This is a genomic window from Acetobacter papayae JCM 25143 (assembly GCF_000613285.1).
Lineage (GTDB): Bacteria > Pseudomonadota > Alphaproteobacteria > Acetobacterales > Acetobacteraceae > Acetobacter > Acetobacter papayae.
In genome coordinates this window covers 1-26,217 of the sequence record NZ_BAIN01000007.1, presented here as the reverse complement: position 1 = coordinate 26,217, position 26,217 = coordinate 1, and the positions used below count along the sequence as shown (strand labels likewise).

The 26,217-nt window shown below is 53.3% G+C and carries 23 protein-coding genes and 7 pseudogenes; 8 read left to right on the top strand and 22 right to left on the bottom strand.

Features of this window, described 5'->3' with window-relative positions; translation table 11 throughout:
- The first annotated feature begins 49 nt into the window (after positions 1-49).
- Positions 50-1,515 (top strand): annotated as a pseudogene (locus tag JCM25143_RS16450) (mannitol dehydrogenase family protein).
- Positions 1,516-1,659: 144 nt separating this feature from the next.
- Here JCM25143_RS16450 and JCM25143_RS21270 read toward each other — a convergent pair.
- Positions 1,660-2,119, bottom strand: a pseudogene (locus tag JCM25143_RS21270) (transposase); the annotation flags it as partial.
- Positions 2,120-2,280: 161 nt separating this feature from the next.
- Here JCM25143_RS21270 and JCM25143_RS23300 point away from each other — a divergent pair.
- Positions 2,281-2,391, top strand: a pseudogene (locus tag JCM25143_RS23300) (IS5/IS1182 family transposase); the annotation flags it as partial.
- Between the two features lie 21 nt (positions 2,392-2,412).
- Here JCM25143_RS23300 and JCM25143_RS03280 read toward each other — a convergent pair.
- The 17 genes and pseudogenes from JCM25143_RS03280 to JCM25143_RS16415 form a co-directional block, all read right to left on the bottom strand.
- Entirely contained in the window at positions 2,413-3,948 is a 1,536-nt protein-coding gene (locus JCM25143_RS03280) for an aldehyde dehydrogenase family protein (RefSeq protein WP_234394917.1), read from the bottom strand.
- On the bottom strand, positions 3,945-4,685 hold the full coding sequence (locus tag JCM25143_RS24635; protein ID WP_267879909.1) for a hypothetical protein: 741 nt from the start codon (positions 4,683-4,685) through the stop codon (positions 3,945-3,947). Before JCM25143_RS24635 ends, JCM25143_RS03280 begins: the two co-directional genes overlap by 4 nt.
- Positions 4,604-4,834, bottom strand: a complete 231-nt coding sequence (locus JCM25143_RS24630; protein WP_267879908.1) for a hypothetical protein — start codon at positions 4,832-4,834, stop codon at positions 4,604-4,606. Before JCM25143_RS24630 ends, JCM25143_RS24635 begins: the two co-directional genes overlap by 82 nt.
- Positions 4,835-4,854: 20 nt before the next feature.
- Positions 4,855-5,280, bottom strand: a complete 426-nt coding sequence (locus JCM25143_RS24625; RefSeq protein ID WP_267879907.1) for a hypothetical protein — start codon at positions 5,278-5,280, stop codon at positions 4,855-4,857.
- A gap of 91 nt (positions 5,281-5,371) precedes the next feature.
- Positions 5,372-6,064: a GMC family oxidoreductase gene (locus JCM25143_RS22655; RefSeq protein WP_199897818.1), complete on the bottom strand. Its 693-nt coding sequence runs from the start codon at positions 6,062-6,064 to the stop codon at positions 5,372-5,374.
- Positions 6,061-6,966 carry a GMC family oxidoreductase gene (locus JCM25143_RS22650; RefSeq protein WP_199897817.1) on the bottom strand — a complete coding sequence of 302 codons (906 nt, stop codon included), beginning with the start codon at positions 6,964-6,966 and terminating at the stop codon, positions 6,061-6,063. Before JCM25143_RS22650 ends, JCM25143_RS22655 begins: the two co-directional genes overlap by 4 nt.
- A 255-nt stretch (positions 6,967-7,221) precedes the next feature.
- Positions 7,222-7,974, bottom strand: a complete 753-nt coding sequence (locus tag JCM25143_RS03265) for a maleate cis-trans isomerase family protein (RefSeq protein ID WP_025860009.1) — start codon at positions 7,972-7,974, stop codon at positions 7,222-7,224.
- A 76-nt stretch (positions 7,975-8,050) separates the two neighbouring features.
- Positions 8,051-8,838 (bottom strand): annotated as a pseudogene (locus JCM25143_RS16435) (alpha/beta fold hydrolase).
- Between the two features lie 5 nt (positions 8,839-8,843).
- Positions 8,844-9,488 carry an isochorismatase family protein gene (locus JCM25143_RS03255; protein ID WP_025860008.1) on the bottom strand — a complete coding sequence of 215 codons (645 nt, stop codon included), beginning with the start codon at positions 9,486-9,488 and terminating at the stop codon, positions 8,844-8,846.
- Positions 9,485-10,523 (bottom strand): annotated as a pseudogene (locus JCM25143_RS25095) (2,5-dihydroxypyridine 5,6-dioxygenase). The gene JCM25143_RS03255 and the pseudogene JCM25143_RS25095 overlap by 4 nt, the downstream one beginning before the upstream one ends.
- 63 nt (positions 10,524-10,586) lie before the next feature.
- Positions 10,587-11,030, bottom strand: a complete 444-nt coding sequence (locus tag JCM25143_RS23295) for a c-type cytochrome (protein WP_234394916.1) — start codon at positions 11,028-11,030, stop codon at positions 10,587-10,589.
- The gene (locus tag JCM25143_RS16425; RefSeq protein WP_234394915.1) at positions 11,018-14,155 is read right to left on the bottom strand and encodes a molybdopterin cofactor-binding domain-containing protein; all 3,138 of its coding nucleotides are present in this window, start codon (positions 14,153-14,155) and stop codon (positions 11,018-11,020) included. Before JCM25143_RS16425 ends, JCM25143_RS23295 begins: the two co-directional genes overlap by 13 nt.
- Complete coding sequence (locus JCM25143_RS03240) at positions 14,152-14,634, bottom strand: (2Fe-2S)-binding protein (RefSeq protein ID WP_025860007.1); 483 nt, start codon at positions 14,632-14,634, stop codon at positions 14,152-14,154. The genes JCM25143_RS16425 and JCM25143_RS03240 overlap by 4 nt, the downstream gene beginning before the upstream one ends.
- A 31-nt stretch (positions 14,635-14,665) precedes the next feature.
- Positions 14,666-15,788: pseudogene (locus JCM25143_RS25090) on the bottom strand (FAD-dependent monooxygenase).
- A gap of 125 nt (positions 15,789-15,913) precedes the next feature.
- Positions 15,914-16,366, bottom strand: a complete 453-nt coding sequence (locus JCM25143_RS03230; RefSeq protein WP_025860006.1) for a MarR family winged helix-turn-helix transcriptional regulator — start codon at positions 16,364-16,366, stop codon at positions 15,914-15,916.
- Positions 16,367-16,557: 191 nt separating this feature from the next.
- Positions 16,558-16,713, bottom strand: a complete 156-nt coding sequence (locus JCM25143_RS22235; protein WP_159101586.1) for a hypothetical protein — start codon at positions 16,711-16,713, stop codon at positions 16,558-16,560.
- Positions 16,714-16,881: 168 nt separating this feature from the next.
- A pseudogene (locus JCM25143_RS16415) lies at positions 16,882-17,057 on the bottom strand (IS5/IS1182 family transposase); the annotation flags it as partial.
- A gap of 132 nt (positions 17,058-17,189) precedes the next feature.
- On the opposite strand from JCM25143_RS16415, the gene JCM25143_RS03220 reads away from it, so the two are divergent.
- Positions 17,190-17,381, top strand: a complete 192-nt coding sequence (locus JCM25143_RS03220; protein WP_051542820.1) for a VOC family protein — start codon at positions 17,190-17,192, stop codon at positions 17,379-17,381.
- On the opposite strand, the gene JCM25143_RS03215 is transcribed toward JCM25143_RS03220, so the two are convergent.
- Positions 17,378-18,256 carry an AraC family transcriptional regulator gene (locus JCM25143_RS03215; RefSeq protein WP_025860004.1) on the bottom strand — a complete coding sequence of 293 codons (879 nt, stop codon included), beginning with the start codon at positions 18,254-18,256 and terminating at the stop codon, positions 17,378-17,380. The genes JCM25143_RS03220 and JCM25143_RS03215 overlap by 4 nt on opposite strands.
- 158 nt (positions 18,257-18,414) lie before the next feature.
- Here JCM25143_RS03215 and JCM25143_RS03210 point away from each other — a divergent pair, with 158 nt between their 5' ends.
- From JCM25143_RS03210 to JCM25143_RS03200, 3 genes are all read left to right on the top strand, one after another.
- Positions 18,415-19,155, top strand: a complete 741-nt coding sequence (locus JCM25143_RS03210; RefSeq protein ID WP_025860003.1) for an SDR family oxidoreductase — start codon at positions 18,415-18,417, stop codon at positions 19,153-19,155.
- Positions 19,156-19,427: 272 nt separating this feature from the next.
- Positions 19,428-20,417: an NAD(P)-dependent alcohol dehydrogenase gene (locus JCM25143_RS03205; protein WP_199897823.1), complete on the top strand. Its 990-nt coding sequence runs from the start codon at positions 19,428-19,430 to the stop codon at positions 20,415-20,417.
- Between the two features lie 5 nt (positions 20,418-20,422).
- A complete protein-coding gene (locus tag JCM25143_RS03200) occupies positions 20,423-21,280 on the top strand; it encodes an oxidoreductase (RefSeq protein WP_025860001.1) in 858 nt (285 codons plus the stop codon).
- Between the two features lie 59 nt (positions 21,281-21,339).
- Here the strand turns inward: JCM25143_RS03200 and namA are convergent, their stop codons facing one another.
- The 3 genes from namA to JCM25143_RS03185 all read right to left on the bottom strand — a co-directional run bounded on the left by namA (position 21,340) and on the right by JCM25143_RS03185 (position 24,559).
- A complete protein-coding gene (gene namA, locus JCM25143_RS03195) occupies positions 21,340-22,416 on the bottom strand; it encodes an NADPH dehydrogenase NamA (protein ID WP_025860000.1) in 1,077 nt (358 codons plus the stop codon).
- 359 nt (positions 22,417-22,775) lie between these two features.
- The gene (locus JCM25143_RS03190; RefSeq protein WP_025859999.1) at positions 22,776-23,153 is read right to left on the bottom strand and encodes a winged helix-turn-helix transcriptional regulator; all 378 of its coding nucleotides are present in this window, start codon (positions 23,151-23,153) and stop codon (positions 22,776-22,778) included.
- A 482-nt stretch (positions 23,154-23,635) separates the two neighbouring features.
- Positions 23,636-24,559, bottom strand: coding sequence for a LysR family transcriptional regulator (locus JCM25143_RS03185; protein WP_025859998.1), 924 nt, complete (start codon positions 24,557-24,559; stop codon positions 23,636-23,638).
- A 132-nt stretch (positions 24,560-24,691) separates the two neighbouring features.
- Here JCM25143_RS03185 and JCM25143_RS03180 point away from each other — a divergent pair, with 132 nt between their 5' ends.
- Positions 24,692-25,240, top strand: coding sequence for a hypothetical protein (locus JCM25143_RS03180; RefSeq protein WP_025859997.1), 549 nt, complete (start codon positions 24,692-24,694; stop codon positions 25,238-25,240).
- The coding region (locus JCM25143_RS03175; protein ID WP_025859996.1) for an NAD(P)H-quinone oxidoreductase at positions 25,237-26,217 on the top strand (981 nt) is incomplete at its 3' end. The genes JCM25143_RS03180 and JCM25143_RS03175, both read left to right, overlap by 4 nt.

Sequence of the window (26,217 nt, the reverse complement as noted above, 5' to 3'; positions counted from 1 at the left end):
ATTATATATTTTTATACTGATTTCAGTCTTCATTTTTATGGATAAACAAATGCTAACTTTCAACAATATCCAAAATATAAAATCCTCCACTCATGTGCCAGATTATAATCCAAAGGATATACGAAACGGTATTCTTCATTTTGGTGTTGGTAATTTTTTCCGGGCTCATGAAGCTTTTTATGTAGAAAAAACACTAAAAACAAACCCCAATTGGGGTATTGTTGGCGTCGGCCTTACATCTGGCGACCATTCCCGCAAAAAAGCAGAAATGTTCAAAGCTCAGAACTGCTATATTCTCTGACAGAATGTGCTCCTTCTGGCAAACGATCGGTGCGGATCATTGCTGCACTTCGTGACTATCTTCTAGCTCCCGCAGATCCGGAAGCTGTATTACAGCATCTCAGCAATCCAGAAATTCGAATTGTGTCTATGACAATAACTGAAGGAGGATACAATATAAATGAGGTAACTGGAGAATTTGACCTTCGCTCAATCTCTGTTCAGAAAGATCTGAATAATCCCTCCAAACCAGAAACAATTTTTGGTTATGTCGTAGAAGGCCTCCGTCGTCGACGTGATGCAGGCATGAAGGCTTTTACAATCATGTCTTGCGATAATCTTCGTCATAATGGAGATGTTGCACGTAAGGCATTTCTTGGATTTGCTCACGCGCGAGATCCTGCACTAGCTGAATGGATTGCGCAGAATGCAACATTCCCGAACGCCATGGTTGACCGTATCACACCTACTGTCACAACAGACATCGCTCGACAACTGAATTCTGAAAACGGATTAAATGACGACCTTCCCGTTGTTGCTGAGGATTTTCACCAATGGGTTCTGGAAGACAGTTTCGCAGATGGCTGCCCTCCACTAGAACAAGTAGGTGTCCAATTTGTTTCTGATGTAACGGATTACGAGCATATTAAAATCCGGATGCTGAATGCAGCCCACATTATGTTAAGCTTTCCTGCAATTCTAATGGGGTACACGCTTGTCGATCACGCCATTGGAGATCCACAGCTCAAGAAGAATATAGAAAAATTCCTTACACTGGATGTTATACCTACGCTCACGGCACCTCTTGGAATAAATTTGCAAGACTACATGGAAAGTGTCATCAACCGCTTTTCTAACCCCGCTATGGCAGATCAGACTTTACGCATTGCAAGTGACGGTAGTGCAAAAATTCAAGTTTTCTGGACTGAAACCGTGCGCCATATTCTCATTAACAAGACTGAATGTTCTCGTATCGCTTTTGGTATGGCTGCATATCTGGAAATGTTGCGAGGGGTAGACATGCAAGGCCAAACTTATCTGATCACTGAGCCCTCATATAGCAAGGATCAGGATACACTAATTCATTCAGATGACTATGCGGCAGCATTGCAATTACCTGCATTTGATACATGGAGAGATTTGGATAGCAGTATCCTTGACCAGAAAGTTATACAGTTAAGAAAAATTATACGCTCTCAAGGTGTTGTCGCTGCTTTAGCAACTTTGCCTATTTAATAATTTTTTCGAAAATTATGAGTGAACATGTCAGCTCATGGGGCTCCAAAAGCGCCATGGCTGACAATTTTTATGTGTTATTTCCCCCATTCAATCTGTTAGGGCACACTCTTGCCGCTTCGCTTTCGTGAACTTCACTGTTCATCGCGCATGACGGTCCTTGTGAGCCTGCCTTGACGGCTTATCCTGCCAGTCCTGTGGAATCTGACCTGCTCGCATATACGCCTTCTCAGCATTGGAGTTGCGCTACTTTGGAGCTGACACGAATGTTGCGTCCAGTATCTGGCCTAACATCTGTAAATAACCGACATTCCGCAAGGTTGCATCAAAACGGTTGAACAAAACATCAATGCTCCCAACTGTGACAGACGCTCACGGAACAACCAGACGGTCTTGGCATCCGGCACGCAGGCAGACAGTCCCATACCGAGGAAACGCATGAAGGAGAGACGATCATTGATCAAGTATTCTTTCCGTTCGTTAGACAGATTGTTCAATGTCTGGTTCACCTAAATCTTGAACATCATTACCGGATCAAACTGCGGCCCCCACTCTTACACCCGTCTGAATAGGACAGAGTCTTGTCCAGATAAAGGCGGAACACTTAGAAATCCACAGCCTCAAGTTGATCGCCAAACCAGCTCAGACGAGCCAAGCGCCCTTCAACATCAAAGAAAGAAGGCGGCTCGCCCCCCCCCCAACCGACGCAGAAAAAATGGAATTACAGAGAACACAAAAAAAACCAGTGGGTTTTTAGAACCTCACATGTTCGGGAGGCTCACAAACTGGAAGCAGGTTGCAACACGCTATGACAGATGCCCCACCATCTTCTTCTCGGCCATCTGCCTCGCCGCAACCATCATGCTCCGGCTATGAAACTTGATCCTAGGCAAATGTTTAGTATCCCGAGCATACTGCCTTTATCTCTGTAAACATGCGGATTGCTTCAAAACCTCCCTCACGCCCCCAACCCGATTGTTTCATCCCGCCGAACGGCAGTGTCGGATCAAAATAATTATGGGTATTGATCCATACCGTACCAGCCTCTACGCGTGCGGCAAGCTTATGAGCCCGTTCAAAATTCTGCGTCCAGATACTGGCAGCCAACCCGAAAACAGTATCGTTGGCGTCAGAAACAAGCTTTTCGATTTCTTCATCTTCATAAAGGATGATGCTGAGTACCGGACCAAAAATTTCTTCCGTAACGCATGACATGCTGGATGTTGCGTTGACAATGAGAGTGGCCGGCACAAAAAAACCGCCTGTTTCTGCAGGAATTTTCCCCTGCACAATCGTTGCTCCAGCCGATTCTGCTGCGTTGATGTAGCCCAGAACACGCTCTTTTTGCTCCTGAGAAATCAACGGCCCCATTGTAACCGCTGTATCAAGGCCGTGGCCGCAAACCAGATTATCTATCGCTGCGGATAGTTCTGCCACAACTGTATCATGCAAAGAACGCGGTAGATATAACCGTGAACCGGCTGTGCAAACCTGACCTTGATTGAAGAAAATCCCTCTCATCACACCTGCGACCGTTTTCTCAACGTCCGCATCCGGCATAACCAGAACTGGAGACTTTCCTCCCAACTCAAGTGTTACCCGTTTGAGGTTGCTTTGCGCCGCCATGATTGCGATCTGCCGCCCAACATCCGTAGAACCGGTAAAGGCAACTTTGTCTACATCTGGATGACGGACGAGAGCCCCCCCTGCTTCTGCTCCAAAGCCGGTTACGACATTAATAACACCGGCCGGCATACCTGCCAATTCAGCAAGCTCGGCCAGTCGCAATGTCGTCAGTGATGTGTTTTCAGCAGGCTTGATCACAACAGTACAGCCGGCAGCCAAGGCTGGCGCCAGTTTGTAAGCCAGCAGCACCATAGGAAAATTCCACGGCACAATCAGCCCCGCCACTCCCACAGGTTCGCGTAAGGAATAAGCATGTCCACCTGCACTACCAGCCAGCTTGATAGCCTCGCCATTCAGCTTGGTAGCCCACCCGGCCATGTAATGATAAATGTTGCAAGAGAGGGCCAGATCCGCATGCCGGGCATAAACTACGGACTTGCCTGCATCCACGGCTTCCATCTCAGCCAGTTCATCGGCATGCTCTTCCAACACTGCGGCAAAACGAAACAGTAATTTAGAGCGTTCAAGCGGCGTCATGTCCGCCCATGCTCCTTGCTTGAATGTTGATCGTGCGGCATTCACCGCACGATCAATATCCTGCCCGTTACCAGCGGCAATACTGCTAATCGCTTTGCCCGTTGCCGGGTCGATAACGGCAATCCGTTCCGTACCTTCGGCTTCGCACCATTGCCCCCCAATATAAAGCCCATGCCTACGCTGCAGGAATGCTTTCAGGCTATCTGAATACTGTGGGCTGGATGCATATTCCATATCAAGAACACTCCCTGCATTTTTTATTGTGCTCATTTGGCGGTGATTTCCTCAGCATTTTTTGACCAGTATGTTACGTCCATGCCATCGACCTCACACTGCCTGGAAATCCGCAACCCTGACGTTTTCTCGAACACCAGACAAATCAGCAGAGCAGGTACCGTAGCCAACGCCATGACAGCCAGCACACCCTCCAGTTGCAGAAGTGGGGTAATGTGCGCATGCCCCGGCGCAAACTCTCCTGTCAGGTCAGGAAAACCGGCTGTAGCTTTTCCCCAATGCACAAAGCCAACCAGAATAGCGCCAACCGCGCCCGGGCCAAGACCAAGCGGAACAACCTTGGGTTCATCGATTTTCAGCAGGCTGATCAGACGAGATGTCAGCATGGCTACAATCGGTCCCCCCATGCCAAACAAAACACACTGCAGAGATGTACCAATATCAAACAGGGTACCACACATTACTGCCCCTGCCACAGGCCCGAAAAACACCCATACCGGCTCTTTTGTCAGGCACGCTACAATCGCTCCCGCAATGCCGCCGCCAAGTAAAGCACAGAAGACATTGACCAGAATGATACCAATACCAGATTGCGTCATTGAAATACCTGACACGCCTTTGCCCGGTGCAATCCATGTTGAGCCGATCGCAACAAGCGGCACAGCGACCATGATGAAAAAGGCCCCCAGTGCTACCGATGCATAATTACTGGCTCCAGGCTTAAGACCAAGCGGATCAGGCTGAACACTCCCGCCCTTGGCCCAAGCCGCCATGCAACAATAAGCGACCATGTGCCCGCAAATACATAAAGCGGCAGAACACCTTCAAAATCGTGCAAGCCGAGATTGGTCAGGGGCGAAAGCGGCCCCCATGTTAGATATCCCGCCAAGGGGCAGAAAATCAGTCCAGCGATAAAAGCCATTGTATAAAGTGGAGCACTTTTTATGCGCTCGATCGTTCCGCTATGAATAAGCCTATCGTGGCCATTGCAAAAGTAATGAAAAATACGACAAAGACCTGCTGCACATCTGCTTCTGGCACTGCCTTGGGGTCCAGCATAACAGAAGCTGTTGTTACCGCATGACTACCTAACCACCAGTCGCTAAGAGCCTGTTTCAAGGCGCCATCAACCCCAAAAGCAGTATAAAACTGCCATTGCCAGATTGCGTAGCCACACACTCCCATGCCAGCGCCACCGAGTAGGCAGGCCACAAATTTCTGCACCCATGTGTGCAGAACATTCTTTTTTCTGGCCAGTCCAGAATCAATCAATCCCAAACCAATAACCACAAACAGGACACTGACAGCGCTGACAAAATAGATAAACGCCGAAACAATGTTATCTGTTGAGACCTGTTCTGTATACATAATTGGCCTCCGTTTGCACATAGCTGCACTGTCGGACATTCCACTTTGGAATGCCCTTGAGCCATCGTTTTAATTGGAATAGACGCTGACTTTACTGTCGGCGATCTTCTACGAACATTGCAGCCCCGTTCCGGGCCAAAGCCTGTGTTGGTGCATTGGTATTGGCGCTGACAATATTAGGCATAATCGATGCGTCAATAACTCTCAGGTTACTGACGCCACGCACACGCAGGCGTGCATCAACAACAGACCTGCTGTCAGCCCCCATGCGGCATGTGCCCACAGGATGCCACATAGTATTGGCAACCTTTCTCACCCACTGACCAATCGCCTCGTCACTCTGAGTTTCCACACCGGGCTCAAGCTCCTCTTCGAGCACAGCGGTAAGTGACTGCTGTTGCATAACCGCACGAATGGCCTTAACCGCTCCAACAGCCTTCTTCAGGTCACGTTCATCACCAATGAAGTTCGGATTGATCTGTGGCATTGATGTGGGGTCTGCATCGGCCAACCGCACCCAACCACGACTATCGGGCTGCAGAATGACCAGTTCAAGCGTGACGCCCGAGCGTTTCCCGGTTGGAATAAGCCCATCCTCGGAAATTACCGGCACATGGTAGCACTGGATTGTCGGATCTGCTGTCAGATCATCGGGATTCCAGTGCGAAACTGTTTCGATACAGTTACCCGCAGCCGGCCCATCCTTGGTCAACAGATATTGCAACGCTGCCTTGGCCGTGCCCAGACCAGAAGAAATATTCTGATACCCGATATTACCTCTCACATAGGAGCGGACACAGAAAATGGATGATCCTGCAGATTTTCACCAACTTCTGGTGCATCAACCTTGACGTCTATTCCAAATTTCTGAAGCTGCTCCGCCGGGCCCACACCGGAATGCATAAGAATTTTCGGGCTATGAACCGCACCGGCAGACAAGATGACGTCATCAGCCAACAGTCTGTGGTACTTGCCTTTTACCAGATATTCGACACCATAGGCCTTGCCGTTCTCGATCAGCACACGGGTTACAGTCGCTCCGGTCACAACATTGACGCGGCCTGATTTCATATGCTTGCGGAGATAGGCATCCACGGCGCTACACCGTTTGGCCTTGCTGATGTTTGTCTGAACCGGTGAAACACCTATCTGGCTGGCACCATTATAATCCACATTATAGGGTAGGCCGTATTCCTGGAACGCTTTGACACAAATCTGATTCAACTCGTTAATATTTTTTGTAAGCTGAACTTGAAGCGTCCCATCAATACCATGATAGGCGTCATGGAACGTATCGTTACATTCCTGAGCAACAAAATGAGGCAACATGTCGGCATAAGACCAGCGGCCTTCACCCCCTGCCGCCACCTGCCAGGAATCATAGTCACGCGGCTGCCCCCGGACATAGCATACGGCATTGACCGATGTGCTGCCCCCCAGCACTTTACCCGAGCGATAAGGACGGGCAGTACCATACATCGGCACTGTATTGTACTGCCACATATGCTTGTCATACTGAAGGATTTTTGCGAACCCACCAGGAATCTTGATCAAAGGGTCCTGATCCGTTCCACCTGCTTCAAGCAGAGTGACTGTCGCATCTGTGTGTTCTGCCACATAAGACGCGACTACGCAGCCGGCTGCACCGCTCCCTATGATAACAACATCAGTCTTGCCTGAAGACATATGCTTTTTACCTTCCTTGATAGAGAAAATCAGAGGAAAGCAACCACACGCGCATATTATTCTGAGTGGTTACTTGTTCTATGCCTTCTGATTACAATCCGAATCCAGACATTGAAACATTTGACGTGTTAGAATCCAAAATAGCGCATACGCGATAAATGGCAAGAAGAATATTCCGAAACCATAACGTTTTATCCACTCTGGAGCAGAGTAAGCCGGTAGTTTCACCCCCTACCCTGTCCGTTAAAAAGAGTATCAGTAAGCTCCTGACAACAAGGCGCCACCACCAGGCGCAACCCTTTCAAGTCCCAATTGTTTCAACATGGCATAGGTTGTCGCCACTGCGGCGCTGAGAGTTGGTTTGCCTGTAATCGCCTCTACCATGGGGACAACAGGCAAAGAAGGCATCTGAACACAAGCCGAAACAATCACTGCATCCGCATCGCTATACTTCAGAGAGCGCGCAATATCTGGAAGGCGGGAACAGTCATGTCGGGCAACATCCAGATTATCGGGTATCTCCAGCGCCACATAATCAATAACAGTATGCCCTTCATTGGCTATATAATTGACTACAAGCTCAGTCAGGGGCCGCATATAGGGTGCAATAACGACAATCTTTTTTGCATCAAGCACTTTCAAGGCATCAACAAGCGCACCAGCACTTGTTACGACAGGTGCAGGTTGCCCGTTCTCCACCGTGCGGCCATGCAGCCGCCGTTCGGAAACCCTATGATAGCCCAGCCCCATAGACATGGTCGCTACAAGGCAGGCATAACCAAGCACATCCACAGCGGCATCGCTGAGTTCAAGTGCGCAACGGTCTGACTGACCGTCCATAGCCGCCAGTTCATCCTTGTTGACCGTTTTCATCCGCATCCGAGCTGAATGGAAGGTAAACCGTTCAGGTCGGATGTTTTCTCTCAAACGCAATAAAGCCGGAATTTCCGTTTCCATGGTAATGTTGGAACTCGGCACGATCTGGCCAATGCGGTATTGTGTTTTCATAAATTTTTACCTTCATGCCCAAAACAGCAGTCACTTTGAGTGACTGCTGTTTTTGTTAGTCTGAGACAATACGATCCTAGGAAACGGCTTCCATAAAACCTTCAAGATTATCCCAGGGAATCATATGACCAGCATCCTGCACCTTAACGATCGAAATTGCCGGGTTGAGCCCGGCAATCTCAGATTCGTCCTCAGGCTGGATCACACCGCCACGCGTGGCAACAACCAGACGGGTAGGCATTTTCAAATGGGGAATATCCTGATGGATATCCTCAGTATGGAATTTTTCAAACGTGATCCGGGTGGCTAACTCGTCGCACGTATGCAGCCATTGTGCACGGAGCTGGCGTTGTTCCAGAGTCCATGTCGGGCAGAAACGGCTCATGTCTTCCGCACTCATACCCAGTCGTGCAAGGCGGATAGACTCTGTATACCAGTCGAGTTTTGCAGGATAGGCGCGCGACCCGGCCCACTCACAGGAGGATCAATCAGGAGCAGGCGTGCAATAGTCGACGGATTTCGTCTGGCAGCACGAATACCAATCCTCGCGCCCATAGAATGCCCCATAACCGTTACGTTTTTTAGGCCCAGCGCTTCAATGAAGGCGGTTACATCATCGGCATAACTATCGAGATCGTAATCAAGATCCGCACCGGTTGAAGACAACCCACGCCCGCGCACATCCAAAATATAAACATCATGCGTAGCGGCCAGACGCTCCCCAACAAACCCCCAGGTTATTGCGGGGCTGGTGATGCCGGGCACCAGAACCAGAGGGCTCCCTTTTCCACCATATCGCAGGTAATGCTGGCGAATACCATTGGCGTGAACATGCGCACCATAAAGCAACAGGGTTTCACTCATACTCATTATACTCCTGCCTGATCCGGCACCGTGGCCAGAAGCGTTTCAAGATCAATGACATCGGCACATTTCTGCGCCATGTCGAAAAGGTTAGCCTCATGTGGGGCAATAGCTCTGTCTCCCACACAGTCCGATACAACAACCGGACGAAAGCCTGCCTGCAGAGCGTCCAACACGCTGGCGCGCACACACCCTGATGTCACGCACCCAGCCACCACCACAGTCTGCACACCATGTGTCACAAACCACGCAGCAAGAGGTGTACCTGCAAACGCGGATGGCACGGTTTTACGTACGACATATTCGCCTTTTTCCGGAGCAAGTTCGGGCACAATAGCTGAGGCCGGATTATTTTCTGTCAGCCCCAGCATGGTTGGAACCTTCAACGAGAAAATATTCGCATCAGAACCATCATCCGCAAAAACGATCCGTGAGTGGGCCACTTTCCACCCGCGTTTTCTGGCCTCGGCCAGCAATGTGCGCGTCCGCGCAATGGCTTGTGGAATATTGCCACCACCAAAAGCATCTGGATCTGCAAAGCCATTGACAAAATCAACAATTAACAGGCCAATACAGCCCACAATGCCAATCTGGTTGCCAAATCCCTGTTTTTGGTAGCGCTGCTCATCACGCCCATCCATAGCTGTCATGCCTTGTCTCCTAGAAGTTTGCCATTCTGCACAACTGCTTTTCCATCCAGCATGACGGTACAGTTCCGCATGGGAATATCTATATGGCAGGCCGTCTCACGCTTGCCTCCGGCTTCGTTATTCGGCCCGGTTGACCATAGGAAATTACCTGCACAGGCACGCGGTCCATACCGATACTGGCCTCACGGTCATAAAACCCCATGACAGACCAATGCGCCCGTTGCTGCAGGCCCCACCCTATGTGCGAGACGGCAAATACCTCAGGGTCATTGAAACTTTCCATATAATCGCGCAGGTGATCTGCTTCGAAGCCACCTTCAATCGCTTTTACGTAGCCTTTTTCCAGATGGCAGGTGATAGCTGCCGTAACATAACTTTTCTGGGGTAGAAGAATGTCACCCGGAGCCAGCACAATACGCCCCTCCGCTGTACCTTCATTCGCCCATGTAGCTAAAAATCCACTCGGCCAATGATCCCAGCGACCGGGCTTATCCACAAAGCCGTATTCCTCCAGAATGGGGTAATCTCCCAGTGCGAACGTTGCATCTGTACCGGCCTCTGAACTCACCGTCATGGTTCGGGCTGCACGCAGTACAGCAGAGGCAGCCAGTACCTTTTCCCTATCCTGCAATGTAGCGTCATACGCACCAGAATATCCGGCGGCTCAACAGCCAGAAGAATACGACCGCCTGCCTTGAGAATTTCATGCTGCTCAGCCGAGAAAAGCAGCGTCATCAGATCTAGAACCAGATCGCTTGCCTTGAGCATTTCGACTGCGGCCCGGTTTTCCGTCAGCGGTGTTGTACCCACGAATGCAAGCGGATCACGTGACAGAGAAACGCTGCCATTACTTGGTTGGAGGTCAAGCCTGTTGGCAATGGCTCCGCGTTCCTGCACCGCCAGAATGGCGCAGCGCAGTGTCTGCTCGTTGGTACTGGAAGATGTCAGCACCGCAACACTTTGCCCCCTCTGGAGTCCACACAGGTCGAGCACCTGGCGCCAAGCGCCTAAAAGCTCAAAATCACTGACAGGCATGGCATATTTCCTTCATGACAAATGGTATTTTCATCGGAACGAAAACCCGTATTCTGAAAAACATTAAGGGTGCGCCAGAGCACGCAATGCAGCGACCCGTTCAGGCAGGTTCGGCCAAGGCTTTTCTCCCGGCGCCATCGTGCGGCGTAAGTAGGAGACAACCTCGACAATCTGCCGGTCAGACAGCAGATCCCGATAGGCAGGCATGGTGTTGGCACTGCCGTGGGCGGGCTCAGGAGCACCATTCAACAAGACGTTGACAACATTATCCGGTGTTTTGGCCCATACATTGCTGTTCAACGCCAGTTGTGGGCGCGCACCATACAAATGCGCTCCCTCTCCTTCATGACAGGCGGCGCAAGCTGTGTTGTAGATCCGCGCTCCCTCCCCTGCGTCCAACGCCTGCTGCGTGGCAGCAGCCGCCAGAACGGCCTGTCTGCGGGCCTGCACGGGTTCGGTCGACTGACGGGTATCAAACGAAGCGATATAATGTGCTATTGCCTGCACATCCTCGTCCGGCAAAGCTTGCATAGCATGCACCACAGGCGCCATAGGGCCGCCTGCCGGACCATGATTAGGACTGAACCCTGTGCGTAAATACGCATAGAGATCCTGCTCACTCCAGGGTAACGGTGATACTGACAGGTTTGAGAGGCTGGGGCATTCCACCCTTCCGCCTCTCCACCCGCCAGATAAGCAGACCGCCACCGCTCTGCCCCCAGAGCGTTGCGAGGCGTATGGCAACCGGAACAATGCCCCGCACCTTCAGCCAAATAGGCGCCACGGTTCCATAATGCGGAACGGGTCGGATCGGGTGTGAAGGGCGCCGAACTATGAAACAGCGTGTTCCACCCGGCCATGAACGCACGGATATTATACGGGAATGTCAGGCGGCTACTCGGCACTTCCTGCCGGACTGGCGGCTGAGACATCAGGTAGGCATAAAGTGCCTGCATGTCCGTATCATTAATTTTTGCAAAACTTGTATATGGAAAGGCAGGGTAAAGATGATGCCCATCCCGGCTGACCCCTTCGCGCATGGCACGTGCGAATGCGGTATAGGACCAGCGGCCCAGACCAGTTTCGGGATCTGGCGTCAGGTTGGTTGTATAGATCGTACCAAATGGTGTTTTAAGGCCAAACCCACCCGCATTTTCAATACCTCCCGGCACGGTGTGGCACACGGCACAATCTCCTGCCGCAGCAACCTGCGCGCCTCTGTCAATGACGCTTTGGGAGAACATGCCGGGCACAGGTGGAGGCACAGGCGCAATTGCGACCCGCCAGGGCAAAAGACTGCCAAGCCCACCGCCGACCACGGCGAACAGTCCGGCTAACCCGCTCGCCCGCAAAATGGTTTTCCAGTTGCGTTGCTTGGCAGCCGGTGATGCAGGCAGCCCGATCGTAGCCAAAGCCGCCAAAACAGTCGGGACTGGTGGCTGTAAAGGGCCAAGCGCCTCATCCAGCCGCGCCTTGACCTTTTCAGGGGTAAAGGGAGCATCTCGAAAACGCACCCCAGTTGCAGCGTAGAGCGCATTGGCAATAGCCGCAGCACTGGGAACAGATGTCGACTCTCCAGCTCCCAGGGGTGGCTGTTCTGGCTGGTTTACAAGGACGGAATCTATCCGTGGCACCTCGGGAAACGTAATGATGGGGTAACCACCCCACTCACGGCTTTCCACACCTTCGGTGTCGAACGTCACCTGTTCCTTCAGCGCTCGGCTGGTAGACTGGACAACATTCCCATGCAACTGGTGCCTGACACCTGCGGGGTTAATCATAAGCCCCGCATCCTGCCCAACAACAGCGCGCGTTACCGTTACTACGCCTGTCAGTCTATCAACTTCTACATCTGCAACCCAGGCAGCCCAAGCAGCAGGGACACCGGGAAATGTGCCATGCACATATTGCGCATAGGCCAGCCCCCGCCCGGCCAGCACCCTGGCCCGTGCATCGGGTTGTGGCAGAGTGACGCGGGGCTGCCAGTCGGCTTTTGCTGCCGTAACCTTTAACAAAGTCGCAGCGCGCTCGTCAGGAAGGTAACGCAGGCGATACTCCAGCGGGTCTACCCCTGCCGCAGCCGCCAGCTCGTCTATGTAACTGTCATGGGCAAAACTGTTAGGCAGGGCGGACACGCCTCTGAACCATGATGCCCGCGCCATCGGTGGCATATCACGCACGGTTATGCGTGCATTCTGATAGGCATATGGTGGAACTGAAGTACGGTCACCCATCTGCGCCACCTGCGGCACTGCGGCTGGCACAGCTCCTGTCAGCACCAGCGCCAGCAGGGGCGACACGTTCGACGGGTAACTCGTATGCAGGTCATAGGCGAGAGGCTGACCCGCTTCATCCAGCCCACCCCTAATGCTCACAAGCTGCGCCGCTCCTTTAGGCTCCCAGACATGCTCCTGCTCACGCGACAACTGCACCCGCACAGGCCGCCCTATGGCACGGGACAGTAAGGCAGCATCGCCCCCGACATCATCCGCGCAGTTACGCCCGTAGCACCCCGCAGCCTCATGCCTAATGACGGAAACACAAGTCGGTTCCAGCCCCATCAGCAGTGCCAGATCAGCTTGCAGCATGTGAGGGTTCTGGGTGCCGGACCAGACCTTGAGCTTCCCCTCCTGCCAGTGTGCAACGGAACAAGACGGGCCTATGGAGCCATGCATCTGGTAAGGCCAGAAATACTCACGATCCAGACGCTGCGAAAGCTCCGGCAAAGCAGCCTGAGCATCCCCCCTATCGAGCACCACACGCTCTGTATAAGGGTTTGCCTTCAATGCTTCCAAAGGATCAGACAAATTCGGCAGGGCAACTGGTGCCCATGTAAGGTGCAAGGCAGCTGCTATAGCTGCCGCCTGCTCTTCACGTTCCGCAACAACTCCGACAAAATCACCGAGCACGACTATATCCAACAGCCCCGGCATACCCGCCACGGACTGTCTATCTACGGATAGAAGCGTACGACCAACAAAAGGACCATGATCATACCCACCATAGGGCGGCCGAATAACCCGACCATGAACCATGTCAGGCACACGCACATCATGCACATACACTGCACGTCCCGTGACCTTGTCAGGAATATCAACACGCGGAAGATCCTGGCCTACCAAACGGTAGCGCGAAACAGGTTTGACCGGCGTTTTAGCATCTAACTCACACCGTACAGATAAACCTGACACCAGATCACTGAATCCGAGATCGACACTCCCATCTGCAGTGCTGATCCGGCCATTACGAATATCCAACGCATCTACACGCAGCTTTGTCAGTTCGGCTGCACGTTGCAGCAAAATCAGCCGCGCCTGAGCTGCAGCCCGCCGCAAAGGGCGGGCCGTGACCTGTATGCTTTCGCTAGCAATGGTGGCACCCTGATCTGGCGTTTGGTCCGTGTGCCCCAGAACCATTTGCACCTGAGCTGGCTCTGCATCCAGTTCCTCGGCCATAATCTGGGCAAGCGATGTGGCGATACCCGTGCCAAGATCAACATGACCGCAAAAGCCACGCACTTGCCCATCTGCTGCAATTTCCAGCAGTGTTTCTTCGCGCGGGACAAAATTATTACGTGACGACAATCCCTTTGCGGGAACTGCCTGCTGGAAAATCTGTAACATGCCTTTCATGTTAAACCAGTCTCCGGTTTCAGGCCCGCTGCGATCTTTGCTGCACACAGAATTTCCATATGTGTACCGCAACGACAGAAATTATATTTGAGCGCTTCCCGCAGTCCGTGCTCATCAGGGTTAGGAACTGCATCAAGAAATGCCCGCAAGGTCATCACCATACCGTTAAGGCAGTATCCACACTGTGCAGCCTGTGCCTTAACAAAGGCTAGTTGCACTGGGTCCTTACCATCAGCAGAAAGCCCTTCGAGCGTCACAATATTTGCGCACCGTGCGGCGGTATCCAGCCGCACGCTACAACTTCTGGCCGCCTGTCCATCCAGCAGGACAGTACAGGCGCCACAAGCACCCAAACCACACCCAAATTTGGGACCATTCAGCCCAAGATCGTTGCGCAGAATATTCAGTAACGGCGTCGCAGGAGAGGCTACCACCTCGTGGCGACGTCCATTCACATTAAGAAAAACGCTCGCCACCATGACACATTCCTTTATTTTAAAGGATCAACTGTCAGCCAAAAGAAAGGTCATACACATTGTCGCCGTAGCACCAGTACGGATCTTCCGGCTGTTTCAGCCATGTATTCGCATTGGAAATAGCCTGTACCTTGGTCGCCCGTTCCTTACGTGCTGTATAATAAGCGCCAAATGTATGGTTCAGGTCAGACACCCCTAGCTTGGCGAGCTCAACGCCAGAACCGCAGCATCCTCCACGGCCATTGCAGCACCTTGGGCCATATGCGGCTTCATAGGGTGGCAAGCATCGCCTAGCAGTACAGTCCGCCCCTGATGCCACACAGGCAAGGGCTGTCGTGTTTTTAGCGGCCACTTTGTCACGACATCTGTGGCGTCAATGTAACCCTGAACCAGCGGATGAAAACCCTTAAAGGCTTCACGCAATGCCTCACGGCTACTGGGCAACTGCCCGGCCCGGCTCGTCCATTCCGCAGGCTCACCTGTTACGAGGTAGAATTCGCTTTCCTCACGATCCAGATAATAACAGACGATATGCCTGTCGTCAGACCACCACTTAGCATTGACATCAGCCCAAGCGCTTTAGCAGCCTGTCCGGAAATGATAGCCCGATGCGCAATCCAGCCCGTATAAACAGCCTCATCCATGCCAAATAGTTTTTCACGCACACAGGAATTAATACCGTCCGCGCCAATCAGGATATCAACTATTTCTACTGTTCCATTTTCAAACGTCAGTGCCACTTCACGACCATTATCACTGAAATCAATCAGCTTATGACCCCACCGTACCCGCTCCGGGCTAATGCGCTCCAGCATACGCTGGTGCAGATCTCCCCTATGGATTGTAATGTACGGCGCGCCATAACGTGAACGTTCCGCATTCAGGGGAATTTTGGCCATAATGGTGCCATCATCCCACTTCCGACTAACCCAGTAATCTGGCAGGCAAGAAATTGCTTCCAGTTCCTTGTCCAGACCATCAAGCTGCGCCAAGATTTTCAGTACATTAGGGCCAAACTGAATACCCGCTCCCAGCCTTGAAAAGCCAGGCGCCTGATCATACAGCACAACATCAAAACCCGCCCGCTCCAATAGCCCCGCAGCCGCGACACCCCCCAGGCCGGCCCCTGCGATTCCTATGCGAATTCCATTTGCCATTGTCTCTGAATCCTTGACTACGGTTCTGCCCCTCAAGGCATATATAGCGTATACGCGATATATGCATACTCATTGAGATAAACTTATCCGTCAAGAATTTTATTTCGGTTTAGATACGCTTTTAATTACGAATCCGAAATTGCAAGCTTGCCCAAAATATGAAGTGCCGCAATGCGTTCGCACTCATCCAATGGAGCAAGAGTCAATTCAGTAACCTTTTTCGCCACTGGAATTGTTGCTTCAATCAGTTCTTTTCCTTCTGGCGTAATCGACACCAGACGTTGGCGCCGGTCCGCCTTATCCTGAACAATTTGCACAAGCCCCCGCTTTTTGAGACGTGAGACAACGTCACGCAGAGTTGCATGATCAACGGCAGTCTCATGACTGATTTGCACGATCGGCGCAGTACCCAATTTGCGTATCGCTGTCATGACCGCAAATTGCACTGAAGTCAGATCAATATCAGGAATTTCTTTTTGGAAAATAGCCGTATGCCTCTGGTAGGCGCGACGTAAAAGATGGCCAATTTGCTTTTCAAGAGCATAATCCGAAGATAAAATACTTTTAAAATCGGACATAATCAAAAAACCTCAACCAAGAAATATTTTCATGTTACGCACAAGCGTGAGGATGCATATTTTTTAGCAACCACATTCAAATATATAAACGTTATCTTACCATTAATAAAGAAACAAAGCTTTTAAAGATTGCAACAACTTTAACGAAAAACATCTTATTTCCATCAATGATTTTTAATATTTATACATTTTTAGAATGATTCGGAAAAAATTTCCTTCAGGCCGTAAAGGCTGCGATCGGGAAGAAATATTCCTCGTATTCCGCGTTCGCCCTGTGTCCGCAAATACGCATCGAGATGGAGAATCTGTTCGCCCTGATCCTTGCTTGTCGCCATGACGGTCACCACGACCGCCCCCTCTACCTGTTTCGCCGCGCTTAGGCTCAGGCTTCATAGCCAGAACATGGCGGCGGCTGCGAGGCAGATGGCGAGAAGAAGACGGTGAGGCATCTGTCATAGCATGTTGCGACCCGCCTCCAGTCCTTGAGCCTCCCGAACATGATCTCGATACCGTTGCGTCTTGTGTGGACCGTATTCCCAGAGCGCATCACGCAACGCAGGCCATTGCGGTTCACGAAAATGATACCACTCAACACACGGTGGTCATCAACCCGAGGCTTACCATGGCTCTTCGGGAAAAAGGGCCGCAGACGCCCCATCTGCTCGTCTGTCAGCCAATACAGGTCTCTCATCTTCAGCCTCCTCAGGGAGCCTGAATCACATCCTGACACTCATATCAATGGATCCTGAGCCTAAGTATTGCGACCAAAAATTTAACCTGCATGAGACATGGTCATGAGTTTACACCGAAGGTCGCCAAACCTATGGCGGGTTCGGCAGATTTCTTCCTGATTGCCGCAACGCCTTTGGAAGACGTCATAGCTACTCTCTACAGCATTGGTATTAATATTGAAGAAGATCCGATAGGGCGAACAGAAGCTCATGGCCCTATAAGCTCAGTTTACATTCGAGAACCGGACAAAAATCTGATCGAAATCAGGAAAAACAGACGTTAGACGGCCTCTGTAATTTGTCGGGCCGTTGCCGGTGCGACGTTGAAATGTCGATGATATTCGCGACTGAACTGGGAGACGCTTTCATAGCCGACGCGCCGCGCAGCGTCGCCGACCCTAGCACGTTCGTAGAGAATCATATCGCGAGCAGCATGGAGGCGGAGGCGCTTAACGTATTGCAGCGGCGACTGGCCGGTGCGACGGCGAAAGGCGCGGTGGAAGGTCGATAGGCTCATAACCGCCGCCTCTGCCCACGCTTTCACGCTGACCGGTTGGGCGATGTCAGCCCGGATTGCTTCGATCAGTACATCTAGGCGACCATCGTCGCCGGTCTGATGGGCATAGGTTACGAGCGAAGGGCCGCACGGGCCACAGAGCGCATGGAACAGCAGTTCGCGACGGAGTGCCGGGCCAATCACACGAGCCGAGAGCGGCTCGTCGATAACACCTACCATCCTTTCGATCGACATGCGCATCGCGTTGGTGATACGGGCCGGTGCCAACGCACTGGCCCCTGCTCGCGGCGCGACCGGCTGCCGATCATCCATGTCCCGTATCAGGCTGGATAGATCCTCACGGGAAGCCGATATGAACAGCCCGCACAGTGGCGCATCTGCGCAGGCCTCGTGCGAGCAGAAAAAAGGCATCGGTAGCGTTACGACGAGATAATTATCCTGATCATATACGAAGGTACGTTCAGCGACTGAACCATTCTTTCGCCCACACAACAGGATCGTGATTCCCGCGTCGTAGACAAGTGGTTCCGGTGGCGTTGAGGTAGTGGTCCAGAAGACACGAACGCCCTCTATCCCGGTTGGGTCTATCCCGCTGGCCGCCTTGGCAAGCCTCTTCGCAACGAAAGCGGATATCTCGTTCATTCGTTCCTCAAGTCTTTGAAAATTGCCATGAATGAGCACGAAAATGGCATTTATCTGTATGTAACAGAAGAAATAATGACACTATTATACTCTCCTTGCAATTAGAGCTGACTGAGCGCGCCCAACAGCGACCAGTTAACCATCACTCTGGAGCAGATATGAACAACATCAAGAACAAGGTCGTGGTCATTACCGGTGCGAGCAGCGGTCTGGGCGAGGCCGCAACTCGCACCCTGTCCGCTGCCGGTGCCACAGTGGTCCTCGGCGCACGCCGCACCGATCGCATTGAAGCGCTGGCCACAGAGCTCACTGCCGCCGGTGGTCATGCGCTTGCTGTCTCGGTTGATGTTACCAGCGCCGAGCAGGTGCAGAACCTGATCGACAAGACAGTAGAAGCCTTCGGCCGGGTTGACGTACTCATCAATAATGCCGGCCTTATGCCCTCCTCACCGCTGGAGATGCTGAAGATCAACGATTGGGATCGTATGATCGACGTCAATCTCAAGGGTGTGCTCTATGGCATCGCCGCCGCCCTGCCCGTGATGAAGGAGCAGAAAAGCGGTCACATCATCAACGTGTCGTCGGTCTCTGGCCATAAGGTGTCCCCCGGCACTGCCGTCTACGCTGCGACCAAACACGGCGTACGCGTGATTTCGGAAGGCCTTCGTCAGGAGGTGAAACCTTACAACATCCGCACGACGATCATCTCGCCGGGCGCGGTCGCCACAGAACTGCCCGACAGCGTCAGCGTTCCCGAGATCGCCGCAGGTATCAAAGAATTCTACAAAAATGCTCTTCCGGCCGATAGCTTCGCTCGCGTCGTCGCCTTTGCGATTGAACAGCCGGCTGAGGTCGACATCAACGAGATCCTCTTCCGCCCGACGTCGCAGGAATACTGATCTGGCATCGCGCCGTTCGGAGGAACGGGCGACGTCTGCTACCTTCAAATTGGATATTGAAAGGAGCACCCATCATGTGCAGTGGATGCGACGATCCCAATCATGTCGCGGCGACCTTTGATCGTCGCAACCTGCTCATCGGCAGCGCGGGCCTCGCGGCAACTGGACTGATAGCCAATGCGGCCTCCGCTAAAACAAAGGAAACGACCGCCGACCTTGGACCGACTGCCGCCCACGCATGGGCAGCGACCGACAAATCCAACTTTGCTCCAATGAAAATCCAGCGCCGCGCGCTCGGTCCGAACGATGTGCGGATGGAGATCCTCTATTGTGGCATCTGCCATTCCGACATCCATATGGTGCGTGAGGAATGGATGCCTGCGCACTATCCAATGGTGCCGGGCCACGAAATTATCGGCCGCGTAACGGCCGTGGGTCCGAAGGTCACCAAGTTCCGCATCGGCGACATCGGCGGTGTCGGCTGTATGGTCGACAGTTGCGGGTACTGCGTCGAATGCCTCGCCGACCGCGAGCATGCCTGCCTGAATGGCATGACGCTAACCTATGCGTCGCCCGACAAGATATCAGGCGGCACCACCCAAGGTGGCTATTCGACCGGGATCGTCGTCACAGAGAAATTCGTCATCCGCATCCCGCCGGGAGTGAACCTAGCCGGCATGGCACCGTTGCTCTGCGCCGGTATCACCACCTTCTCGCCCCTCCAGCACTGGAAGGCTTCGCGGGGGATGAAGGTCGGCGTCATCGGCCTAGGGGGCCTTGGACACATGGCGGTCAAGCTTGCTGTAGCGAAGGGAGCCGATGTCACCGTATTCACCACGTCGCCCGGCAAGCAGGCCGCAGCGCTGCTAATGGGTGCCAGAGAGGCAATCCTGTGGAGCGATCAGACAAAGATGCACAGCTTTGGCCCGGATTTTGATTTGATCATCGCCGCCGTCCCGCAGGCTTTTCCAATTCAACCGTTCATGAACCTGCTCAAAACAGATGCGACTCTGGTCAATGTCGGCACACTGGAGGCGATCGACGGTTACAATGCGATGATGAACAATACCGCCCGGCGCAATCTCTCGGGATCGATGATCGGCGGCATCGCGGAGACACAGGAGGTTGTCGATTTCTGTGCCGCACGCGGCATCACTGCCGATGTCGAACTGATCCGTCCAGACCAGATCGCTACTGCTTTTGATCGCGTCGTGGGCAAGGACGTGAAATTCCGCTTCGTCATTGATATGGCAAAGGCTTAAGAAGAATGTCCACACAGAAAGTCTGGTTCATCACCGGCGCGTCGTCAGGTCTGGGCCGCGAACTCGCAAAGGCAGCGTTGGCGTCGGGCGATATTGTCGTCGCATGCGCCCGGAGGACCGAACGGCTCCAAGACCTTGTTACCGATACCGGCGACAATGGCCTCGCGATCACGCTCGATGTGACCGACAGCGTCTCTCGAGCGCAAGCGCTTCAGGCCGCCCTCGATCGCTTTGGACGGATCGACGTGCTGGCCAATGTCGCTGGACGCGGCATTAATGGCGCAGCGGAAGAGCTAGATATTGCGCAAGTACGTGATGCATTCGAAGTTAATTTCTTCGGCGCGATCGAACTGACCCGTCTCGTCCTGCCTCATATGCGTGCCGCCCGCTCAGGACACATTCTCAACGTCTCCAGCATTGTCGGCCTCGTCGCTGTGCCCGATCTCGGCGTCTATTGCGCGACCAAGTTCGCACTCGAAGCCTGGACCGAAGCGCTTGCCGGAGAGGTCAGGGATCTTGGGATCCGCGTAACGCTCGTCGAGCCGGGCGGATTTCGCACCGAGTTCGAGGGGGACACTATCATACGTCCCGCTATTCGGATCCCTGACTATGCACCGATCGTCGGCCCGATCGAAAAACAACTTTCCAGCAATGCTGGCAGGCAGCTTGGCAATCCCGAGATTGCAGCGTCGATCATGGTCGAGGCCGTCAAAGATAACGGAGCGCCGCTACGCCTAGTGCTCGGCAGCGATGCCCATGCAATGTGGGCAGAAGCTTCCGCCCGTACCAGCGCGGATATTTCGCGCTGGAAGGATCGATGCCTGTCCACCGACTATGCGGATACCAAACAAACTATCCCCTGATCCCGCAGGCGATTGGTACGATCAAATTATGGGGCGGAATTTCCCCCGCCCATCTCGCGTTATCCAACTACCGTATCGGTTAATGCTGCCATTGGCAGCGCCGGCTGGCTGCGCTGCCAGGCCGAGCCGTAGCGGGTATATTGGGCCGGGACCGGGATTGGTGTTTGCAGATCGTCAGCGGCGGTTCGTGCCCAGAACGGATCCTTGAGCATCTCACGGCCGACCAACACGATGTCCGCACGGCCGTTGCGGATGATCTCATCGGCCTGCCGCCCCGTTTCGATCAGGCCGACTGCTCCGGTCATGATGCCAACCTCACGGCGGATAAGTTCCGCGGCCGGCACCTGATAGTTGGGGTAGGATTCGACCTTGATCATCGCCATGCCGCCCGACGAGCAATCTATAAGATCGATGCCCTGCTCCTTCATCCACTTGCCGAAAATCAAAAAATCCTCTGGTCGGTTGCCGCCCTCGACATAATCGGTAGACGAGATGCGTAGGAAGAGTGGGCCTTTCCATTCGGCCCGGATGACATCGATCACTCGGCGGACGATACGGTAGCGGTTCTCGTGGCTACCACCATATTCGTCAGTACGGTGGTTCGCGATCGGTGAGAGGAACTCGTTAAGCAGATAACCATGTGCGGTATGGATCTCGAGCACGTCGAAGTTGGCGGCCTTGGCGCGGATCGCGGCTGTGCGGAAAGCTTCGACCACTTTATCGATACCCTCAACGGTGAGCGCTTCCGGCACACGCGATTCCGTTGTGAATGGAATTGCCGAAGGGGCAATCGAAGGCAGGGTCTCGATCGGAAACTGACGGCCTGCATGGCCAATCTGACACCCAGCCTTGGCACCCATCGCATGGATCGTATCGGTCAGCGCCTTGAGTCCCTCGATCTGACCGTCGTTCCAGATGCCGATATCGCCGGGACCTATCAGGCCGTTGGGCATCACGGCCGTCGTCTCGAGGAACACGAGGCCGGCACCGCCAAGCGCGCGGGCACCGTAGTGGACATGGTGAAAGGTGGTCACCTTTCCATCCAGCGTGCCCGAGTGCATGCACATCGGGGACATCGCGATACGATTGCGGAACTCGACACCTCGAATGACGATCGGGTCGAAGAGTTTGGTCATGGTCAATCCTAGAAAATAAGTTGGATCAACAATCCAAATAGACCACTAGGAAAGCCACACAATACGACAAAAAATTACCCATACTATACTGAACCGAACTGTTCTTATCAGGTTCAGAGCGTATTGATCGTTACTACAGCCCGGCATGTTAACTGTGCACCAAGTTCCACACGCAACCACGTCCTATCCTGCCAAAAAGAGGTTTTTGTCGTTATCCCTCGCCCTGCCCTCTACGCAGGTGGCTGCGCGTATATTGCCTCATTCCGGAAATATGTCAGGCTGTGAACACAAGACATGTACACGGCCCAACCAAAAAGTAATTCCATTTTCGGAGCGCATTGGTGGCACCTATTCCCCGTTTATGCCTTACCCTGCTCCCAATTGTCGGCCAACGTTTTCATGCCCCGCCGGTTGAGCCAACCGCGCCCCCATTCGCATAACGTGAGAAGGATCGGCCCTATAGAACGCCCTTCCTCAGTCAGGGCATATTCGACCTTGGGCGGTACAACAGGATAAACGGTACGGGTGATAAAACCGTCCTCTTCCAGTTCGCGAAGTTGCTTTGTCAAAAGGCGGGGCGTGCAGCCGGGACAATGCCTCTGGAGCGCGTTGAAACGCGTGGGCCCATCATGGAGCAGGTGGAAGAGTATAACTCCCTTCCAACGACCGTTGATCAGATTCAGCGCCGCCTCCATCGTGCAGGCAGGTGCGGCATCGTAATTCCGACGCTTAGGCATGCTGTGTCTCTTTACGCTACGCTTTGAGCCAATATGCACCTAAAATGGATTACCCAGATTGAGTTCTCAAGATACTTCGCTTTTTTATAGTGCTTTGATTTACTCGCAATTCGAATAGCAGCTTTCTAGTAAGCCGCACTACCTTGGCGCAAACCTACTGATCCTAGATATGAAGCGGTAGGGACACGCATCTTTTGTGCTGTAAATTATTCGGACGGGCCGTTCGTAGCGCGATCTACCCGCCCTATTCGGCAACTAGAGCACAGCATTCCGTTGCTTTAGCAGCTGGATAAATATCGAATTTTTCAAAGATATTTTCTATGATCTTTCAGATAATCCGGGCATGGAATATGCTATGCTTGATGCGTGACCAGCCACTGACTGCGATAGCGATGTCAACTTTCGGCGTGACGAGGTGGAGGGTTGATCTGCGAGATGAGGGTGAGAGCCGACAGGTAACTCCCTTATTCACCAAACTGAACTCAAAGGCTTTCCCAAGTCGGCGGTATCCCGATGGTCTTACGCAGAGCGGCTATGATAACGCGCAAACGCGCCGATGGCTGAGCCAATGCACGAAGCAACCAAATACCGCCAAGGTGAGTGTTCCACGGTTCATTGGTCAGGCGAATACGCGTGAGGGCGTTCGCGTTGACATCCGGCCCGACTACCCAATCTGGCAGCAGAGCAATGCCCATGCCTGAACGTGCAGCCAGCCTCATTGCTTCGAAATCGTCACACCGGAAAACCGGCTTGATATCGCTCCTTTCAACAAGCCGCTGCCCCAGAATATCTGCCCAGCCCAGCAGATCATTGCCATGCAGCTTGTCGATCAACCTGTGCTGATGCAGTTGGTCCGGAGTGGCCGGTTCCCCATAGCGATCAAGATAATGCTGGCTGGCAACAAGAAGTCGCGTCTGGTCGGCTAGTTTAGTTGCGATCAGGGTACTGTCGGCCAGATGTCCGATCCGGATAACTGCGTCCAGCCGTTCTAGCACAGGGTCAGCCAGGCGCTCCGTCAGATCCAGTTCGACGTGTAGACCGGGGTGCTCTACGAGCAAAGCTTCCAGTGCCGGAATAACATAGCGCTTACCGAATGTAGGGAAGCATGCGAGCCGCACCGTTCCTGTCACGGCACCGTCGAAGGCAGCAACTTCTGCATGAACGTCTGCCAGTTGGTCTAGCAGTGGCTGGGCACGTTCAAGCATCCGCGCCCCCGCATCCGTCAGAGCAAGCGCCCGGGTAGACCGGATCAGAAGCGGGACACCTACGGAATATTCCAATGCATCGATCTGGCGGACGATTGCTGAAGGGGTCTGTCCGCGCCTTCGCGCGGCAGCAGAAAAGCTCCCTTGGCGGACCACATCGATGAAGACGCCAAGATGTTCGGCGAAGCGGGGGTCTCTCATCCAACAGACTCATCTTTGCTAATTCGGCAAAAGCGCTCTCTTGAATCCATGCGTTATCATAACACGTCCGTCGAGGCATCCCTTAGACACAGACGCGGCACCACGCCGCATCGTATAAAAGGGAAAACGAACATGAAAATTCTGGATCAAATCCTGTCACAATCTGCCTACTCGCATGAGATCGATGTGCCGTTCGCTCAGGTCGACATAGCGGATTGGCTGTTCACGTTGTCGGAAGCCGAGTATCTACGCTGCTGTGAACCGGACCATATTGCTGCCGGCATCACGACCACTGACGACGGGCGGCGGATGTCGATCAATGTTGAAATGGTTGGAAGCGGTCTGGTTGTGCAGCATTACGTCGCGGATGAAGCAACACCCAGCTACTGCCGCATGAATTCAATTTCGGACGTCTTTACTGCCAACAGCCGCACCCGGGTCAACGTTCTGTGGGAGTTGATCGCGGAAGACGCCGGAAACGGCCGGACCCGCTATACAAACCGTGTGACAGCCCGGCCGACCGACGACTTCATGGCGTTTATCAATGCAAACGGGATTGCATTCGAGACCGCTGCTGCTGCTCGTCAGGCAGCTGGCAGCGACCATAATCGTCGGGAAACACCGCTCTTTGCCGAAAGCATTGCACGCCGCGCCCTGTCTCGTCAGGAGAGCGCACAATGAGGGCCGTTCACTATGCCGATTTCGGCCCTGCAGATGTATTGCGTGTCGAGGATGCCCCATTTCCGATTTTGAGGCCGAATGATCTGATCGTTCGTGTTCATGCGGCTGGCGTCAACCGGGCGGATATTCTGCAACGGAACGGCTTTTACGCAGGTCAGCATTTTGGAGACAGCCATCTGCTGGGTCTCGAACTTGCGGGAGAAGTCACGGCGGTAGGCAGTGATGTCACAGGGTTCAAAACGGGTGACCGCGTCATGGCCATCGTGGGTGGTGGCGCTTACGCAGATGATGCGCGAGTGGATCAGGCTATGGCGGTCAAGATTCCGGCGTCCCTGACATGGGTCGAGGGGGGCGCCATTATGGAATCCTTCGTGACAGCGGTCGAGGTGCTGCACCATCTGGCGAACATAACGGCTGGCCAGACGGTTCTGATCCATGCGGCGGCTGGTGGCATTGGTTCTGCCTGCGTTCAGTTAGCGGCTGCACTCGGAGCACGTGTTATTGCAACCACAAGCACCCTACGTAGCCCAGACGTTCAGGGGCTGGGTGCTGACGTGGTTCTGGATCGCCAGCCTGAACTGTGGGAGCCCGGCGTCAAAACGGCAACGGATGGTCAAGGCGTCGATGCTGTCATTGACTTTGTTGGTGGCAGCTATCTGGCACCCAGCCTACGGAGCTTACGTAAAGGCGGGACTCTCGTGCAGGTCGGTATACTCAGTGATGATGCCGACGTGGTTATCCCCTTGAACCTCGTCCTGCATAATCACTTGCGCGTTGTGGGAACGGTGATGAAGTCACGCACCATCGCAGAAAAGCGCGACATGATTGAGCGTTTCAAAGAGATTGCTCTCCCGCTCTTTGCAAATGGCGTGCTCAGACCCGTGGTCTATGCAACGGCTTCTTTACAGGATGCAGGCAAAGCTCACCGCATGATGGAAGCTGGCGGTGGGGTTGGGAAGATCGTTCTCACGTATGAC

Bases quoted from the DNA above. Each gene is read 5' to 3' on its own strand.
- JCM25143_RS03205 (WP_199897823.1), top strand. From the start codon at position 19,428: ATGAAAATCCAGCGCCGCGCGCTCGGTCCGAACGATGTGCGGATGGAG.
- JCM25143_RS03215 (WP_025860004.1), bottom strand. From the start codon at position 18,256: ATGAACGAGATATCCGCTTTCGTTGCGAAGAGGCTTGCCAAGGCGGCC.
- JCM25143_RS16425 (WP_234394915.1), bottom strand. From the start codon at position 14,155: ATGAAAGGCATGTTACAGATTTTCCAGCAGGCAGTTCCCGCAAAGGGA.
- JCM25143_RS03265 (WP_025860009.1), bottom strand. From the start codon at position 7,974: ATGAAAACACAATACCGCATTGGCCAGATCGTGCCGAGTTCCAACATT.
- JCM25143_RS03230 (WP_025860006.1), bottom strand. From the start codon at position 16,366: ATGTCCGATTTTAAAAGTATTTTATCTTCGGATTATGCTCTTGAAAAG.
- JCM25143_RS03280 (WP_234394917.1), bottom strand. From the start codon at position 3,948: ATGAGCACAATAAAAAATGCAGGGAGTGTTCTTGATATGGAATATGCA.
- JCM25143_RS03210 (WP_025860003.1), top strand. From the start codon at position 18,415: ATGAACAACATCAAGAACAAGGTCGTGGTCATTACCGGTGCGAGCAGC.
- JCM25143_RS03220 (WP_051542820.1), top strand. From the start codon at position 17,190: ATGGCGGGTTCGGCAGATTTCTTCCTGATTGCCGCAACGCCTTTGGAA.
- JCM25143_RS03185 (WP_025859998.1), bottom strand. From the start codon at position 24,559: ATGAGAGACCCCCGCTTCGCCGAACATCTTGGCGTCTTCATCGATGTG.
- JCM25143_RS03255 (WP_025860008.1), bottom strand. From the start codon at position 9,488: ATGACAGCTATGGATGGGCGTGATGAGCAGCGCTACCAAAAACAGGGA.
- JCM25143_RS03200 (WP_025860001.1), top strand. From the start codon at position 20,423: ATGTCCACACAGAAAGTCTGGTTCATCACCGGCGCGTCGTCAGGTCTG.
- JCM25143_RS24625 (WP_267879907.1), bottom strand. From the start codon at position 5,280: ATGTATACAGAACAGGTCTCAACAGATAACATTGTTTCGGCGTTTATC.
- JCM25143_RS22650 (WP_199897817.1), bottom strand. From the start codon at position 6,966: ATGTCTTCAGGCAAGACTGATGTTGTTATCATAGGGAGCGGTGCAGCC.
- JCM25143_RS03180 (WP_025859997.1), top strand. From the start codon at position 24,692: ATGAAAATTCTGGATCAAATCCTGTCACAATCTGCCTACTCGCATGAG.
- JCM25143_RS03240 (WP_025860007.1), bottom strand. From the start codon at position 14,634: ATGGTGGCGAGCGTTTTTCTTAATGTGAATGGACGTCGCCACGAGGTG.
- namA (WP_025860000.1), bottom strand. From the start codon at position 22,416: ATGACCAAACTCTTCGACCCGATCGTCATTCGAGGTGTCGAGTTCCGC.
- JCM25143_RS03190 (WP_025859999.1), bottom strand. From the start codon at position 23,153: ATGCCTAAGCGTCGGAATTACGATGCCGCACCTGCCTGCACGATGGAG.
- JCM25143_RS24630 (WP_267879908.1), bottom strand. From the start codon at position 4,834: ATGGCTTTTATCGCTGGACTGATTTTCTGCCCCTTGGCGGGATATCTA.
- JCM25143_RS24635 (WP_267879909.1), bottom strand. From the start codon at position 4,685: ATGGCGGCTTGGGCCAAGGGCGGGAGTGTTCAGCCTGATCCGCTTGGT.